The 14,538-nt window shown below is 65.6% G+C and carries 8 protein-coding genes; 4 read left to right on the plus strand and 4 right to left on the minus strand.

The window, feature by feature from the left end:
• Nucleotides 1-39 precede the first annotated feature (39 nt).
• The gene (locus tag ACFPQ5_RS17390) at nt 40-2,706 is read right to left on the minus strand and encodes a TonB-dependent receptor (RefSeq protein ID WP_379758454.1); all 2,667 of its coding nucleotides are present in this window, start codon (nt 2,704-2,706) and stop codon (nt 40-42) included.
• 571 nt (nt 2,707-3,277) lie between these two features.
• Between ACFPQ5_RS17390 and ACFPQ5_RS17395 the strand changes: the two genes are divergently transcribed.
• The 3 genes from ACFPQ5_RS17395 to ACFPQ5_RS17405 are packed head-to-tail and all read left to right on the plus strand — an operon-like array spanning nt 3,278 to nt 10,333.
• Nucleotides 3,278-5,122: a glycoside hydrolase family 13 protein gene (locus tag ACFPQ5_RS17395; protein WP_379758456.1), complete on the plus strand. Its 1,845-nt coding sequence runs from the start codon at nt 3,278-3,280 to the stop codon at nt 5,120-5,122.
• Complete coding sequence (locus tag ACFPQ5_RS17400) at nt 5,119-7,443, plus strand: amylo-alpha-1,6-glucosidase (RefSeq protein WP_379758459.1); 2,325 nt, start codon at nt 5,119-5,121, stop codon at nt 7,441-7,443. Before ACFPQ5_RS17395 ends, ACFPQ5_RS17400 begins: the two co-directional genes overlap by 4 nt.
• Before the next feature lie 7 nt (nt 7,444-7,450).
• Nucleotides 7,451-10,333: an MGH1-like glycoside hydrolase domain-containing protein gene (locus ACFPQ5_RS17405; RefSeq protein WP_379758462.1), complete on the plus strand. Its 2,883-nt coding sequence runs from the start codon at nt 7,451-7,453 to the stop codon at nt 10,331-10,333.
• A gap of 306 nt (nt 10,334-10,639) precedes the next feature.
• Here the strand turns inward: ACFPQ5_RS17405 and ACFPQ5_RS17410 are convergent, their stop codons facing one another.
• The 3 genes from ACFPQ5_RS17410 to ACFPQ5_RS17420 all read right to left on the minus strand — a co-directional run bounded on the left by ACFPQ5_RS17410 (nt 10,640) and on the right by ACFPQ5_RS17420 (nt 13,567).
• Nucleotides 10,640-11,605, minus strand: coding sequence for a diacylglycerol/lipid kinase family protein (locus ACFPQ5_RS17410; protein WP_379758465.1), 966 nt, complete (start codon nt 11,603-11,605; stop codon nt 10,640-10,642).
• A gap of 99 nt (nt 11,606-11,704) precedes the next feature.
• Nucleotides 11,705-12,229 carry a GNAT family N-acetyltransferase gene (locus ACFPQ5_RS17415; RefSeq protein WP_379758468.1) on the minus strand — a complete coding sequence of 175 codons (525 nt, stop codon included), beginning with the start codon at nt 12,227-12,229 and terminating at the stop codon, nt 11,705-11,707.
• A gap of 63 nt (nt 12,230-12,292) precedes the next feature.
• Nucleotides 12,293-13,567, minus strand: coding sequence for an amidohydrolase family protein (locus tag ACFPQ5_RS17420; protein WP_379758471.1), 1,275 nt, complete (start codon nt 13,565-13,567; stop codon nt 12,293-12,295).
• A 217-nt stretch (nt 13,568-13,784) separates the two neighbouring features.
• On the opposite strand from ACFPQ5_RS17420, the gene ACFPQ5_RS17425 reads away from it, so the two are divergent.
• Complete coding sequence (locus tag ACFPQ5_RS17425) at nt 13,785-14,465, plus strand: phasin family protein (protein ID WP_379758474.1); 681 nt, start codon at nt 13,785-13,787, stop codon at nt 14,463-14,465.
• Nucleotides 14,466-14,538: the final 73 nt, after the last annotated feature.

A 14,538-nucleotide genomic window follows, 5' to 3' on the forward strand; every position in this document is an offset into this window, starting at 1 on the left:
ACGCCTGCAAGGGCCGGGCTTTCGCCGAGGAGGCGGAAATTACAGTTTGTAGTTCAGGCCCAGCAGCATCTGACGGCCGTACTTGACGTAGCCGCGTGGACGGTCCGGCGAGCCGGCGTAGGTCTGGAAGTCGGTGTCGGTCAGGTTGTTGACCTGGAACAGAACCGACAGACCCTTCACTTGCGGGAAGTCGTAACCCAGCTGCAGGTCGACCACGCTGTCGCCCTTGACGAAGGTCAGCTCGTTGGCACCGCCGATGCCGCCGATCTCGCCGACGAAGTCGCTACGACGACGCTGGCTGACGCGAGCCGAGAAACCATCCTTCTCGTAGTAGCCGGTCAGGTTGAAGACACGCTTCGACAGGCCCGGCAGCGGGATGTCCATGGTGCCGAAACGCTGGTCCTTGATCGCGATCTGGCTGCTGGTGAACGAGGCGTTGGCGGTGACGCCGAAGCCGTCGAGCATCGGGCTGACCACGTTCAGCGGGGTCGAGACTGCGAACTCGAAGCCCGACAGGCGGCCGCCGTCGCCATTCTTCGGCTGGTTCATGGTGCCGATGTTGCTGGTGGCGCCGGCCAGGCGGTACTCGGAGAAGTCACGCGGCACGGTGATGTTGTAGATGTACGACTTCAGGTCCTTGTAGAAACCGGCAGCCGACACGTAGCCCGTCTTGGCGAAGTACTTCTCGTACGACAGGTCGAGCTGGTTGGCGCGCCATGGGTCGAGCTGGGCATTGCCGCCGTTGCCGTAAGGCGTACCGGTGCTCTGCTGGGTCAGGCCGACTTCCAGCGCTGCGTTCAGCTGGTCGAGGCGGGCACGGGCCAGGGTCTTGCCGGCGCCGAAGCGGACCACCTGGTCATCCGGCAGGCTCCAGGCCAGGTTCAGGCTCGGCAGGTAGTCGGTGTACTTCTTGCCGTCGGTCAGAGGCACCAGGTCGGCGAACGGCCAGGCGCGCAGCGTCTGGGCGGTCGAGCTCTGGTCGGTCTTGACGACCTGTACGCCGACGTTACCGCGCAGCGGCATGGACATCAGTTCGGTGTCGATGTTCAGCTTGACGTAGCCGGTCTTGACCTTCTCGTCGATGCTCCAGTTCTTGGTCGCGCCCCATGGCACCAGGATCGCCGGGGTGTACGGGCCGAAGTTCTGGGCCAGCACGGTGTCGATGTCCCAGCTCAGGGTGTTCGGCAGCGCGTACAGCGATTGCGTGCCGTTGACCGCGTTGGCCGCGAAGCTGCCGTCGCCGATCTTCGAGAAGCCGGTTTCCAGGTGCGCCTTTTCCTTCGAACGCTTCGACAGGTTGAAGCCGACTTCGACGCTGCTGAACGGACCTTCGGCGAGCTTGTACTCGACGCTGGCGCGTGCCGAATCGAGCTTGTCCTTCATGTGCGGCGCGTTGACGTAGCCTTCGCCGAACTGGCCGCCGATGCGGATGTCGGCCGGGGTGGCATAGGAACCGGACAGGTTCAGCGCAGGGATGGCGCCGTTGCTGTAGTCGAAGCCCAGGGTCTGGCGGGTCGCGCGGCCTGCGTTGATCTCGACCAGCTCTTCCTTGTGGTCGGCCTTCGAGTGGCTCAGGTCGATGATGCCGACCCAGTCGCCCGAGGTGAAGCGGTTGTTCCAGCCGACCGCGGTCAGCTTGTCGTCGCGGGTCATGCGGTTGTTGCGCACGACCGGATTGACGTCGGTCGCGGTGCCGCTGACCATCACGCCGTTGACGATCTTACCGTTGGTGAAGCCGACGGTGCCGTCGTCCTTCAGCGGGATTTCCATGCCGCGGCGGATCTCGTCCTGGTCGAAACGCGAGTGGTACACGTCCAGGGTCGAGCTGAAGTTCTTGTTCGGGCGGTATTCGAGCACGCCCATCAGGCCGTCACGCACCTGGTTGCCGGTGGTTGCCAGGGCCTTGATGCCCTTCGGGACCTTGACGGTCTGGCCGCCCACGGTGGCGTCGACCCAGTCCCAGGTCTCGAACTGTTCGGAGACGTTCGGCTTGTCCTGGCGGGCGTAGCCGATGGCGACGCCGATGGTGCGGTTGGCGAACTGGTCGACATACGAGGCGCTGACGCGGCTGCCGGTGTCCGGCGAACCGGCGCTGATCGAACCCTTCGAGTTCTTCTCGCCACGCACGTTGACGCTGATCGCGCGCTCGCGCAGCGACAGCGGCTTGATGGTCTGCAGGTCGACGGTACCCGACAGGCCCTGGCCGACGACGGCGGCGTCGCCGGTTTTATAGACGGTGACGGCGTTGATCAGTTCCGACGGGTACTGGTCGTATTCGACGGTACGGTTGGCGCTGGTGCTGACCTGCTCGCGGCCGTTCAGCAGCGCGGTCGACAGGTCGCCCGAGGTGCCGCGGATGCTGATCTGCTGGGCCTGGCCGTTGACGCGCTGGGCGGTCAGGCCCGGCAGGCGCGCCAGCGATTCGGCGATCGAGATATCGGGCAGCTTGCCGATGTCTTCGGAGGAGATGGCTTCGACGATGCCGCTGGCATCGCGCTTGGTGGCGATCGCGTTTTCGATCGCGCGGCGGATGCCGGTGACCTGCACGGTCTGGATCGGCGCTTCGGCGGCCGGCTCGGTGACGGCGGTCTGTGCGACGGCGCTGCCGGCGCTAGCCGACAGGAAGATGGCGCAGCCGATAGCGACCGGGCTCAGTTGGAATACAAGGCCCGTACCAGCGGCGCGCTTGTTTGCGGAGTTATTCATGTGTCCCCTCAGATCGAACATTTAATTTCCCGAAAGACAGACTGCTACGGCACGGGATCCAGAATCAACGTCTTTTTAGACGTTCTGGCAAGAATTCTGTACTAAAACTAGATGCACTGTCAACGGGAGTTCATTTGCACTACGTTCTCCCGGCCATTTGCTTGCTCTTATATAGAGTGAAACGCTTAGGCGTTGTATTGGAGCTACAAGCACCGTCGTATGGACGTGTAGTCGTACTACATCTTGCTTGCTTTTCACCAATTAGGTGCGTAAATGCACTAATTTGGTGCAAATTTCAGAATGGTATCGATGTCATTGGTTTCGAGCCGAAATCCGGAGTGACGCGCAGGTTTTCCGGGTGCCGGTCAGCCAGGCACAGGCCGCACCGCAACATCGTCGGCGTATGTACTTAAACTAGCGAATTTGATGCATTGCTGTTGCCCGATCTGTAGTGTATTCTCGGCCCGTAACAGAGTGATAAGCCATATCCAGGCTTGTTTTATATGTAGCCAAACTACTGCTTTCTACTTGCGCAGCTGTTTGCCACCCTCTTTTCCAGCCAAGGCCCGCCATGCGACGCTCTTTTGCAACACTTTTCCTTGCAGCTGCTCTCCTCGATCCGGCCATGGCGGCGTCAGGCATCGATCATCTGGAGCCGCCTTTCTGGTGGACCGGCATGCAGCACAGTGGCGTGCAGCTGATGGTGCATGGCGCCGGCATCGGCAAGCTGCAGCCGCGCATCGACTATCCCGGCGTGCGCATCGCCTCCAGCACGCGCGTCGCGAACGCCAACTACCTGTTCGTCGATCTCGAGATCGCACCAGGCGCACAGCCCGGCCGCTTCGACATCGTCTTCGAAGGCGATGGCGCCAGCCTGCGCCACACCTACGAACTGCGCGCCCGCGCGCCCGGCTCGCGCCTGCGCCAGGGCTTCGGCAATGCGGACGCGATCTACCAGGTCATGCCGGACCGCTTCGCCAACGGCGACCCGTCCAACGACAGCGTGCCGGGCATGCTGGAGAAGGCCGACCGCAGCCACCCGGGCGGACGCCACGGCGGCGACATCGCGGGCATCATCTCCCGCCTCGACTACGTTGCGCAGCTCGGCTTCACCCAGTTGTGGCCCACGCCGCTGGTCGAGAACGACATGCCGGGCTATTCCTATCACGGCTACGCCGCCACCGATCACTACCGGATCGATCCGCGCTACGGCAGCAACGAGGACTTCGTGCGCCTCTCGAACGAGGCGAAGGAGCGCGGCATCGGCCTGATCCAGGATGTGGTGCTGTCGCATATCGGGAAGAACCACTGGTGGATGAAGGACCTGCCGACGCCGGACTGGGTCAACTTCGGCGGCCGCTTCGTGCCGACCGCGCACCACCGCGTGGCCGTGCAGGGCAAGTACGCCTCCAAGGCCGACAGCATCAACTTTACGGCCGGCTGGTTCGGCCCCTCGATGCCCGACCTGAACCAGACCAATCCGCTGGTGGCGAATTACCTCATCCAGAACAACATCTGGTGGATCGAATATGCCGGCCTGTCGGGCCTGCGCATCGATACCTACGGCTATTCCGACGGCGCCTTCCTCACCCAGTACACACGCCGGATCATGGACGAGTACCCGAACCTGAACATGGTCGGCGAAGAGTGGAGTACCCAGGTGCCGGTGGTAGCCCACTGGCAGCGCGGCAAGGTCAACTTCGACGGCTACACGTCCTCGCTCCCGAGCCTGATGGACTTCCCGCTGGTGGACAGCATGCGCAGCGCCCTCTCCGATCCGGACAAGGGTTTCAACGAGGTCTACCAGACGCTCGCGCTCGACTACCTGTATCCGCAACCGGAAAAACTTGTCCTCTTCGGCAGCAACCACGACATGGCGCGCATGTACAGCGCCGTGGGCGAAGACTTCGACCGCTACCGCATGAACCTGGTGTTCCTGATGACGATGCCGCGCATCCCGCAGTTCTATACGGGCGACGAGATCTTGATGACCAGCACCGTCAAGGGCCGCGACGACGCCAGCTACCGGCGCGACTTCCCCGGCGGCTGGGCCGGCGACAAGGTCGACGCCTTCCAGGGCAAGGGCCTGAATAGCCGCCAGCGCGCGGCCCAGGAACTGGTGCGCAAGCTCGCCACCTGGCGCAAGGGAGAATCCGTCATCCACAGCGGCCAGCTCATGCACTTCGGCCCCGAAAACAATACCTGGGTCTACTTCCGCTATAACGAGAATAAACGCATCATGATCGCCATGAACGACAACCCCAAAGAGATGGTCCTGCCCACCGCCCGCTTCCAGGAGATCCTGAAGGGGACGGCGTCCGGCACCGACATCCTCAGCGGCCGCGCCATCGACCTGACGCGCGAACTGCGCCTGGCGCCCAAGGCGACGCTGGTCATTGAACTGCCGGGGGCATGATGCGCCGCTCCCTGCTTGTACTCTCCCTCTCCCTGGCACTGACGTCGGCGGCGGCCGTCGAGAAGCCGGGCGTCGACGCCTTTTTCGACGCGATGGCGATCGAGGCCGCACCCGGCCAGCAGTCCCGCTTCGTGGCCGGCGACAACCTGGCCGGCTATTTCGAAGGTTTTACGCATGACTACGAGCGCGGCGCGGGCTACGTGTTCAAGAGCGGGACGGTCTTCGGCAACTACATGAGTTATGTCGACGGCGTGCAAAACGAGCGGGCCGGCGGACGCGAAGAGGTGCTGCCCTTCGGCCACCGCGTGGCCTATGCCAACGGCAGCGCCGAGGAACTGGTGCTGCTCTCGAAGAAGCATGCGCTGGCCCTGCGTGTGAGCAGCGCGAAGCCGGCGCGGCTGGCCCTGAAGCCGCTGCTCAAGACCGCGGGTGCGGTCTCGTTCAAGGACAGCGTCGTCATCGTCGCGCCGGGCCAGGGCGCAACCCAGTTCATGGCACTCGCCGCCAGCGCGCCCTTCGATCTGGAGGACGGCCTGCTGCTGCGCACGAAGGCGCCTGAAAGCGCATTCACCGTGGTCGCCGCCTTCGGCGCCACCGCTGACGAAGCGGCGCAACGCGCACGCGTTCTGGCCGCCGGCGACCCGATCGGCGACGAACGCCGCGCCACCCATGCGGCCCTCACGGCCAGCTACCTCGCCACCAGCGACCGCGAATACGACAAGGCGCTGAACTGGGCCAAGGCTGCCTCCCGCCTGTTCGTGGTCGAGGAATATGGCGCCGGCATCTGGGCCGGCCTGCCCTGGTTCCGCGAGAACTGGGGGCGCGACACCTTCATCGCCCTGCCCGGTACGCTGCTGGTGTCGGGCCAGTTCCAGGATGCCCGCGCCGTGCTGGCGAACTTCGCGCGCTTCCAGAACCTCAAACAGCCACGCGACAAGGACTACGGCCGCATCCCGAACCGGGTCTCGCCCGACGAGATCATTTACAACACGGTCGACGGCACGCCCTGGATGCTGCGCGAAGCCTACGAGTACATCCGCTACACCGGCGACCAGGCTTTTGCGCGCGAGATGTACAAGCTGGCCGTACCCTATTTCGAGGGCGCGATCGCCAACTACGTCGATGCCGACGGCTTATTGACGCACGCCGCCTCCGACACCTGGATGGATGCGCGCGTCGAGAATCCGACCCACCAGCCCTGGTCCGACCGCGGCCCGCGCGCCAACGACATCCAGGCGCTCTGGTACACGGCGCTGGACACCGGCGCCTGGCTGGCCGAACAGGCCGGCGACACCCGCCGCGCAGCCGAATGGCGCGCCCTGGCGAATAAAGCCCGCGCCAGCTTCCTGCGCCTGTTCTGGGACGGCGGCACCATGGCCGACCGCCTGCGCGCGGACGGCAGCCGCGACACCAGGATCCGCCCGAACCAGCTGATACTGGCGACGATCCCCTTCGACGATTTCCTTCCCGGCCCTGTGCAGGCGCACGTGACGAAGAACGCCGTCTCCCGGCTGCTCTACCCCTACGGCATCGCCTCGCTCAGCCAGGACGACCCCTACTTCCACCCGCGCCACGAGAACCCGGGCTTCCATCACAAGGACGCCGCCTACCACAACGGCACCATCTGGGGCTGGAATGCGGGCTTTACGGTGACGGCCCTGAACCGCTTCGGCTACCAGGACCTGAGCTGGCAGCTGACGCAAAACCTGGGCAGGCAGATCCTCGGTCTGGGCATCGACGGAACACTCGGTAGCATGAGCGAGAACCTCGACGCCCTGCCCCACGAGAATGGGCGCCTGAAGCCGAGCGGCACCTTCGCCCAGTCCTGGAGCGTGGCCGAATATGCGCGCAACGGCTACCAGGATTACGTCGGCTTCCGGCCCGACCTGCCGAACGACACGCTCGGTTTCGAGCCGGCGCTGCCGACCCAGTGGTCGCGGTTCGGCGCCCTGCTGCCCTTCGGCGCCGGCGAACAGCTCGCCGTCGATTTCGCGCGCGCGAAAAGCGGACAGCGCTGGACCTTCACCCTGCGCGGCACGCAGCCGCGCACGCTGCGCATGGCCTGGCTGAACCCGGACAAAAGCCGCTCGCAGACCAGCTTCAGGCTGGCACCCGGCAAGCCGGTGACGCTGAGCCTGGGCACGCGCCGCGCCGCGCTGGACGGCCGCAAGCTGGCGGTGCGCGAGGCGCGTCCGTCCTACGCCGACACCATCGGCACGCTGCATTTCGTCCAGCCGCGCGCCTATCGCCCCGAGGACTTCCCGATGCTGCGCGGGCAGGATACGCTGCGCGGCATCATCGAACGACACGAATACCGATAAGGCTTTTATGATTTCGCCACGCTGGCTGCTGCCCGCCCTTCTCGTCTCCAGCGCCGCCGTGGCGGCCGATCCCGGTCCCTTGCGCGACACCATGTACGTGCGCGGCGGCTTCAATGCCTGGGGCCTCGATCACGCCCTGCAGTTCAAGGGTAAAGGGATCTACCAGGCCGACATCCTGGTCAGTCCCGGCAACCACGGCTTCAAGCTGGGCAGCCGCGACTGGGCGCGCGAGTGGGTGCCAGGCGTGCGCGCCAGCGTCGCCGTCAAGCCGGACCAGCCGCTGCGCCTGGTCACCCAGGCCGGACCGGAAGCCACGCTGTTCGTGCGCAGCACCGGCACCTACCGCTTCACGCTCGACGCCGGCAAACCCGACGCGCCGGTGCTGCGCATCGTGCGCCTGCTTGATCGCAAGAATGGTCCGGCGCCCGATCCGCACGCGGGCCGCTCGCGCGTGGCCTCGCTGACCTTCCCGACCTGGGACGGCAAGCAGGAAACGGCGCGCTTCTCGGTCGTGGACCCGGAAGCCCCGCTGCGCAGCTACACCCATTCGACGACGATGACCTTGCGCGACCCAGTGGCGCAGCACGCAAGCTATGCCGAGAGCGCGGGGTTGCCCTACCTGCGCAGCGGGAACCTGGCCTTCGACGCCCTGTTCGCGCTCGCTACCAGCGAGATGCGCCAGGATGCGGTGAGCGAAATCCGCGACGGCAACTACAACGCCGGCGCGGCGATTCCGTGCGAGTGCTTCGAGACCGGCGAAAAATGGCATTACGTGTGGACGCGCGACCTGTCGTATGCGGCCGATCTGGGCCTGGCCTTGCTCGATCCGCAGCGGGTGCGCAATTCGCTCGACTTCAAGCTGGCCGCTTACCGTGCGGGTGTACCCAAGGCGCCGCAGGTGGCCGGCACGCCGGACGGCCTGCAGATCGTGCAGGACACCGGCAGCGGCGGCAGCTGGCCGGTCAGCACCGACCGGGTCAGCTGGGCCTTCGCGGCCGAGGAGACCCTGCGCATGCTGCCTGCAAAGGAGCGCGCCGCCTTCGCCGCGCGCGCCCTTGCCGCCCTGACGAACACGATCGAGATCGACCGCATCGCCGCCTTCGACGCGCGCGACGGCCTGTACACGGGCGAACAATCCTTCCTCGACTGGCGCGACCAGAGCTACGCCGGCTGGATCACCGACGACCTGGCCTCGATGGCCGGCAGCAAATCGGTCTCGACCAACGCCGCACACTACCAGGCGCTCAGGCTGACGGCGCGCCTGGCCCGGGAAGCCGGCGACATCGCGCGCGCTACGCGTTACGACACCTGGGCCGCGCAGCTGAAGACGGCGATCAACACGCGCCTCTGGCTGCCGGACGCCGGCATGTACAGCAGCCTCACCGCCGCCCACTTCGACGACGCGCCGCTGCACAAGTTCGACTGGCTGGGTCAATCGCTCGCCATCCTGACCGGCATCGCCAGCGAGGAACAGGCGCGCAGCATCCTGGCGCGCTACCCGCACGGACCGATGGGACCGCCCGTGATCTGGCCGCAGCAGCAGGGCGTACCGGTGTATCACAACCGTGCGATGTGGCCTTTCGTGACGGGCTACGGCCTGAAGGCCGCTGCCTCGATCGGCAACGCGGCGGTCGCCGACGCCGCCTACGATTCGCTGATGCGCGGCGCGGCGCTGAACGTGTCGAATATGGAGAATCTCGAGTGGCTGAGCGGGCAGCCGCTGCTGCTTGATGAGAAGAATCCCCACTTGATCGGCCCCGTCATCAATTCACGGCGCCAGTTATGGTCGGTCGGGGCCTATCTCGGCATGGTGATCGAGAACGTCTTCGGCGTGTCGGCGCTCGATGAAGGCCTCCGGCTGCGGCCTTTCGTGACAAGCAAACTGCGGCGCGAGACCTTTGCGGGAACGAGCCAGGCCACGCTGCACGAGCTGCGCCTGCACGGTGCGCGCGTCAGCGTGCGCCTGCTGCTGCCGGCCGCCAGCCGGGAACAGGGACATCACGAAGTGGAAAAGGTGCTGCTCAACGGCGCCCCGAGCGGCGCCACGATCCCGTGGAGCGCGCTGCGCGACGGCGACGTGATCGAGATCGTGCTCGGCGCCGTCATCAAGGGCGACAGTGGCATCCGCCGCGTGAGCGCCAATCCCTATGTCGAAGCGCCGGCCGTCTTCGGTCCGCGCGAGCCCGTCATCGACACGCTGGAACGCGACGCAAGCGGCCATGCGCAACTGCGGTTCAAGGCAAGCGGCGCCGGCGCCGTGTATCACGTCTACCGCGACGGCAAGCTGGTGGCCGCGAGCATCAAGGCCGGCGCGTGGCGCGACCCGCAGCCGGAACCATCCGCCTGCTACGCCGTCGAGGCCGAATTCACGGCCTCCGGCAACCGCAGCCACCACAGCGTCCCGCGCTGCGTTGGCCCGGCGACGGAGATCGGCGTGACCGATGCGCGCGTGTCCTCGAACCGGAAGCCAGGCGGCGCCGGCAGGCCGCGCCTGGCCGGCTGGGGCGCCCCGCAAGACCGCCTGGAAGTACGCGACGTGCGCATCGAACAGGCGGGCACCTATGCTTTCCAGCTGCGCTACCGGAACGAGGCGAACCAGATCAATCTCGGCATCAGCGGCGGCGTGAAATGGATGACGATCGAGGACGCGGCGGGACGCGCCGTGGCGCAGGGCGTGGTCCAGCTGCCGCACACGAAGCCGGGAGGATCACCGCGGCTGTCGACGCCCCTGAGCGCGCGCCTGCAACCGGGCGCCTACCACCTGCGCCTGAGCGATTTTTATAACATGAGCTACCTGGAGAGCAATGCGAGCTTCACAGGGACCGGCGGCCCAACGGGACCGTCGAACCGCGTTGATCTTTACGGGGTGCGGATGATGCGCGTGCAGTGAGCGAGGCCATTATGCGCCGGCTCTTTCGTTGGCAGCAGCATAACGTAGGGGTCATGGTGGCCAATGGCCGCCATGACGGTTTCACCGGGCTCTCCGAAGTGAAACCGCCGTTGAGGCCATTGGCCTCAACGGCCCCACGCGGGATACGTGACTTCAAGATCGTCGATTACGGCATCGGAGCCGATACGTATCACCGCGTGGGCTCGGAGAGCCCGGTGAACCCGTCCTAGAGGCCATTGGCCTCTAGGACCCCATACGGTGCACAACGGCTAACGTAACAGTTCTCGTACCGACGTGACGCAGTTGTCACGACCCCGGCACCGATTCCGGCGGTCCGGCAGGCTTGAGCAGCTTCAGCCTCCCCTCCACCACCCGAAACTCCAGCGGCATGTTCATGTGCGTGACCTCACCATCGGTCGCCACCTTGATGCGCCGCCGCGGCGACAGCCGCGCGTGCTTCACCGTCAGCCGCTTGAACGAAAACGCGATCACGTTCTCCGCCTCGCCCAGCCGTCCCAGCGCGCCGCGCAGCAGCAGGCCGAGCATGCCGAGCTTGCCGACCGAGCGCGGTGCGATCGCGGCCAGCTCGCCTTCTTCGAGCGTCGTCGCCAGGGGCTCCATGCCGACCTGCTCCATTTGCAGCCGATTGTTCCCGACAAAGAGCGTGGGCGTGCGCAGCTTGCGGTTGATGCCTTCGGTGTCGAGCGTGATACGCAGCGGCCGGTGGCGGCCGAGCGCCGTCTTCAGGGCCGAGAGGATCGCTACCACGCGGCTGCGGCCGTACTGGCGCTTGTCGTGCTCGCGCGCTTCGAGCAGCTGCGGATACAGGCCGACGCTGGCGTTGACGAGGAAGATGCGGTCGTTGACCATTCCGATCTGGACCGGCGTGACGCGCGCATCGAGCAGCGCACGCACGGCCTCGCTCAGGTCTTCGGGAATGCCGTGGGTGCGGCCGAAATAATTGAAGGTCCCCTGCGGCAGCACGCCGAACAGGCAGCCCTGCTGCACCGCCTCGTGCGCCACCGTGTTGATGGTGCCGTCGCCGCCGGCCGCGACGACGACGCCCTCGTTGTCCTTCGCCTGCGTCGCCATGCGGCGCGCGATCTCGCCCAGTTTCGCGGGATCGTCGACGACTTCGAGATGACAGGTGCGGCCCGCCTCCTGCAGCACGTTGCGGATGGTCGATTCGCGCAGCTCGGTTTCGGAATGGCCGGAGCCGGCGTTCATGACGACGTAGAAGGCTGCGTGCGGACCGGGTTCGGCGGAGTACATGGACGTCAGGCTGCTCTCGAGGATGATTGAATTGACAATCTCATCCTACCATTGCCCAGAACGCCATGCTGCACCGCAGCCGGGAGGAAATACCAGCGCTTACTCGTCAGTGGTCGGCCAATGGTCCGGGTCTTGCAACAGCTGGTACATCACATACGCATCGACAAAGCCCAGCCGCTTGTGGCGGAACGCCTTCGGCAGCGTCCCGACGATCGAAAAGCCGAGCTTCTTCCACAGCATGACGGCCGCCGTATTCGTGCTGACGACGTAGTTGAACTGCATCGCGAGGTAGCCCTGGCTGCGCGCCTCGTCGAGGCTGTGCTCCCCGAGCAGGCGGCCGACGCCGACGCCCTGCGCCGCCGGGCTGACCATGTAGGAGGCGTTGGCGACGTGGCCGCCGCGCCCGGTCTGGTTCGGCACCACGCGGTACATGCCGAGCACGCGCTCGCCGAGCGTGGCGACGCGGCTGGTCACGCCGTTCCCGAGCCAGTACATCTGCGCGTTCTCACGCGTGACCTCGGGACCGAAGGGATAGGTCTCGCCGGCGCTGACGTGGGCGCTGAAGATATGCCACATGGCGTCGAAATCGGCGCTGGTGGCGGGACGGATCTGGATGTCTTTCACGGCTGCTCAATACTTGATGAATCGATAAACAAGCTGGCGATTCTAGCACTCGGGTTCGCGAGTTCAGCGTCCGATACGGAAATCGACCGCGCCGGGCCGTCCCGGCAGGTTCAGGGTCGACGCCGCGCGCGGCGCTTCCGCCACCACCGCCCCGCGCCGCACCACGGCCCGCCGCGCCGCGCGCAGGCGGATCGCCTCCACGGGATCGGATGCGTCGAGCAGCACGAAGTCGGCATTGCAGCCGGGTGCGATGCCATAGCCCTCCACTCCGAGGATGCGCGCCGGGGTCTCGGTCACGGCCAGGAAGCACTGGCGCATGGCCGCCTGCCCCGTCATCTGCGCCACGTGCAGGCCCATGTGCGCCACTTCCAGCATGTCGCCGGAACCGAGGCCGTACCACGGGTCCATCACGCAGTCGTGGCCGAAGGCGACGTCGATGCCGGCCGCCAGCAGCTCCGGCACACGCGTCATGCCGCGCCGCTTCGGGTAGGTATCGTGGCGGCCCTGCAGCGTGATGTTAATTAAAGGGTTCGCGATCGCGGCCACACCGGACTCCTTCATCAGCGGCAGCAGCTTGCTTACATAGTAATTGTCCATCGAGTGCATCGAGGTCAGGTGCGAGCCGGCGACGCGTCCCTGCAGGCCGAGGCGCCAGGTTTCGTATGCGAGCGTCTCGATGTGGCGCGATAGCGGATCGTCGGTCTCGTCGCAGTGCATGTCCACGCGCAGCCCTTTGTCCGCCGCGAACTCGCACAGCAGGCGCACCGATTCCGCTCCCTGCGCCATGGTGCGCTCGAAATGGGGAATGCCGCCGACCACGTCCACGCCCATGGCGATGGCCCGCTTCAGGTTGTCGAAGGCGCTCGGACTGCGCAGCAGGCCGTCCTGCGGAAAGGCGACCAGCTGCAGGTCGAGGTAGGGCGCGACCGTGCGCTTCACCTCCAGCAAGGCTTCCACCGCGAGCAGGCGGTCGTCGCAGATGTCGACGTGGGTGCGGATCGCCAGCAGGCCGCGCGCCACGGCCCAGTCGCAATAATGCAACGCCCGCTCGAGCAAGGCTTCCTGCTCCAGCTGCGGTTTCAGCTCGCCCCACAGCGCAATGCCTTCAAGCAAGGTGCCAGATTCGTTGACGCGCGGCAGGCCATAGCTGAGCGTGGAATCCATGTGAAAGTGGGCGTCGACAAAAGGCGGCGTGAGCAGGTCGCCGCCCGCATCGATTTCGCGTATCCCTTGCGCAGACAGGCGCGGCTCGACGGCGACGATGCGTTCATCCAACACTCCGATGTCGATCCCGGGGCGGCCGTCGGGCAGGCTGGCATTGCGAATGACAAGATCCATGGACGCTCCTGTTCAGAACGACCAATTGTAGCGATTTCGCTTCATTTGGCGTGTTGTTTAGCGTGTCAATTTGTAACGGTGCTGCAACGCAATATTACCCTGATGACATAGTGGCAAATTTCGCTTTGCAGCGCTCCGGAACGGCACTACACTAGTTATGTTGCAGTGCGCCATAAACGACAAGCCAAACGATAAGCCGAACGATAAGGAAATACCGATGACCTCACTTCCAGAACAGTTCTCCGCAGCCCGCCTTGCCCAGCTCGACAATGGATTCAAGCTGATGAGCAGCTTCAGCGACCAGGCCTTTGACCGTACCAGCCGCGTCCTCGCCCTCCAGTTCGAGGCTTCGCGCACCGCCATCGAACAATCCTCCAATGCCCTGCGCCAGCTGCTCGAAGTACGCGACCCGCGCGACCTGCTCGCCCTGGGTGCCCAGTCCCAGCACAACCTGCGCACCCTGTTCGACTATAGCCGCGAACTGTTCAGCGTCGCCGCCGGCGCCGGCTCGGCCCCGCTGCGCAGCTACAGCGTCGACGCGCTGAACGCCATCGCCACGGCGAATGCCGCTGCGGCGCAACAAACCGTCGATGCGGCGGTGGCCAGCATCACGCCGGCTGCAGCCGTGCCGGAAGCCCTTGCCGAGAGCATCCCGGTGGTCACTTCCGACGTCGAACCGGAAGCCGAACCCACCGCCATCGCCAAGGCCGCCAGCGAAGTGCTGGACGTGCCGGTCGCGCCGCCGCACCCGGTCGCCGCCAGCGTCCCGGTCGAAGTCTCGGTCGAGATCGAACTGCCGAAGGTCGAACCGGTCGATGCGACGCCGCCGGTCGTGATCCCAAGCACCACCAAGGTCACGGAAATCCGCGGCACCAAGGGCCGCCGCAAGCAGAACTGACGGCGCTTCCCAGGCGCGCAGCAGGCGCGTCTCAAAGACAGTAAACTGGCGGGCTTCGGCCCGCTTTCTTTTT

The sequence above is a fragment of the Massilia suwonensis genome, assembly GCF_042655665.1.
GTDB classification, from domain to species: domain Bacteria; phylum Pseudomonadota; class Gammaproteobacteria; order Burkholderiales; family Burkholderiaceae_D; genus Telluria; species Telluria suwonensis.

What these genes read in the sequence shown, in the direction of transcription:
- ACFPQ5_RS17395 (WP_379758456.1), top strand. Translation starts at nt 3,278, where the DNA reads ATGCGACGCTCTTTTGCAACACTTTTCCTTGCAGCTGCTCTCCTCGAT.
- ACFPQ5_RS17425 (WP_379758474.1), top strand. Translation starts at nt 13,785, where the DNA reads ATGACCTCACTTCCAGAACAGTTCTCCGCAGCCCGCCTTGCCCAGCTC.
- ACFPQ5_RS17405 (WP_379758462.1), top strand. Translation starts at nt 7,451, where the DNA reads ATGATTTCGCCACGCTGGCTGCTGCCCGCCCTTCTCGTCTCCAGCGCC.
- ACFPQ5_RS17410 (WP_379758465.1), bottom strand. Translation starts at nt 11,605, where the DNA reads ATGTACTCCGCCGAACCCGGTCCGCACGCAGCCTTCTACGTCGTCATG.
- ACFPQ5_RS17420 (WP_379758471.1), bottom strand. Translation starts at nt 13,567, where the DNA reads ATGGATCTTGTCATTCGCAATGCCAGCCTGCCCGACGGCCGCCCCGGG.
- ACFPQ5_RS17400 (WP_379758459.1), top strand. Translation starts at nt 5,119, where the DNA reads ATGATGCGCCGCTCCCTGCTTGTACTCTCCCTCTCCCTGGCACTGACG.
- ACFPQ5_RS17390 (WP_379758454.1), bottom strand. Translation starts at nt 2,706, where the DNA reads ATGAATAACTCCGCAAACAAGCGCGCCGCTGGTACGGGCCTTGTATTC.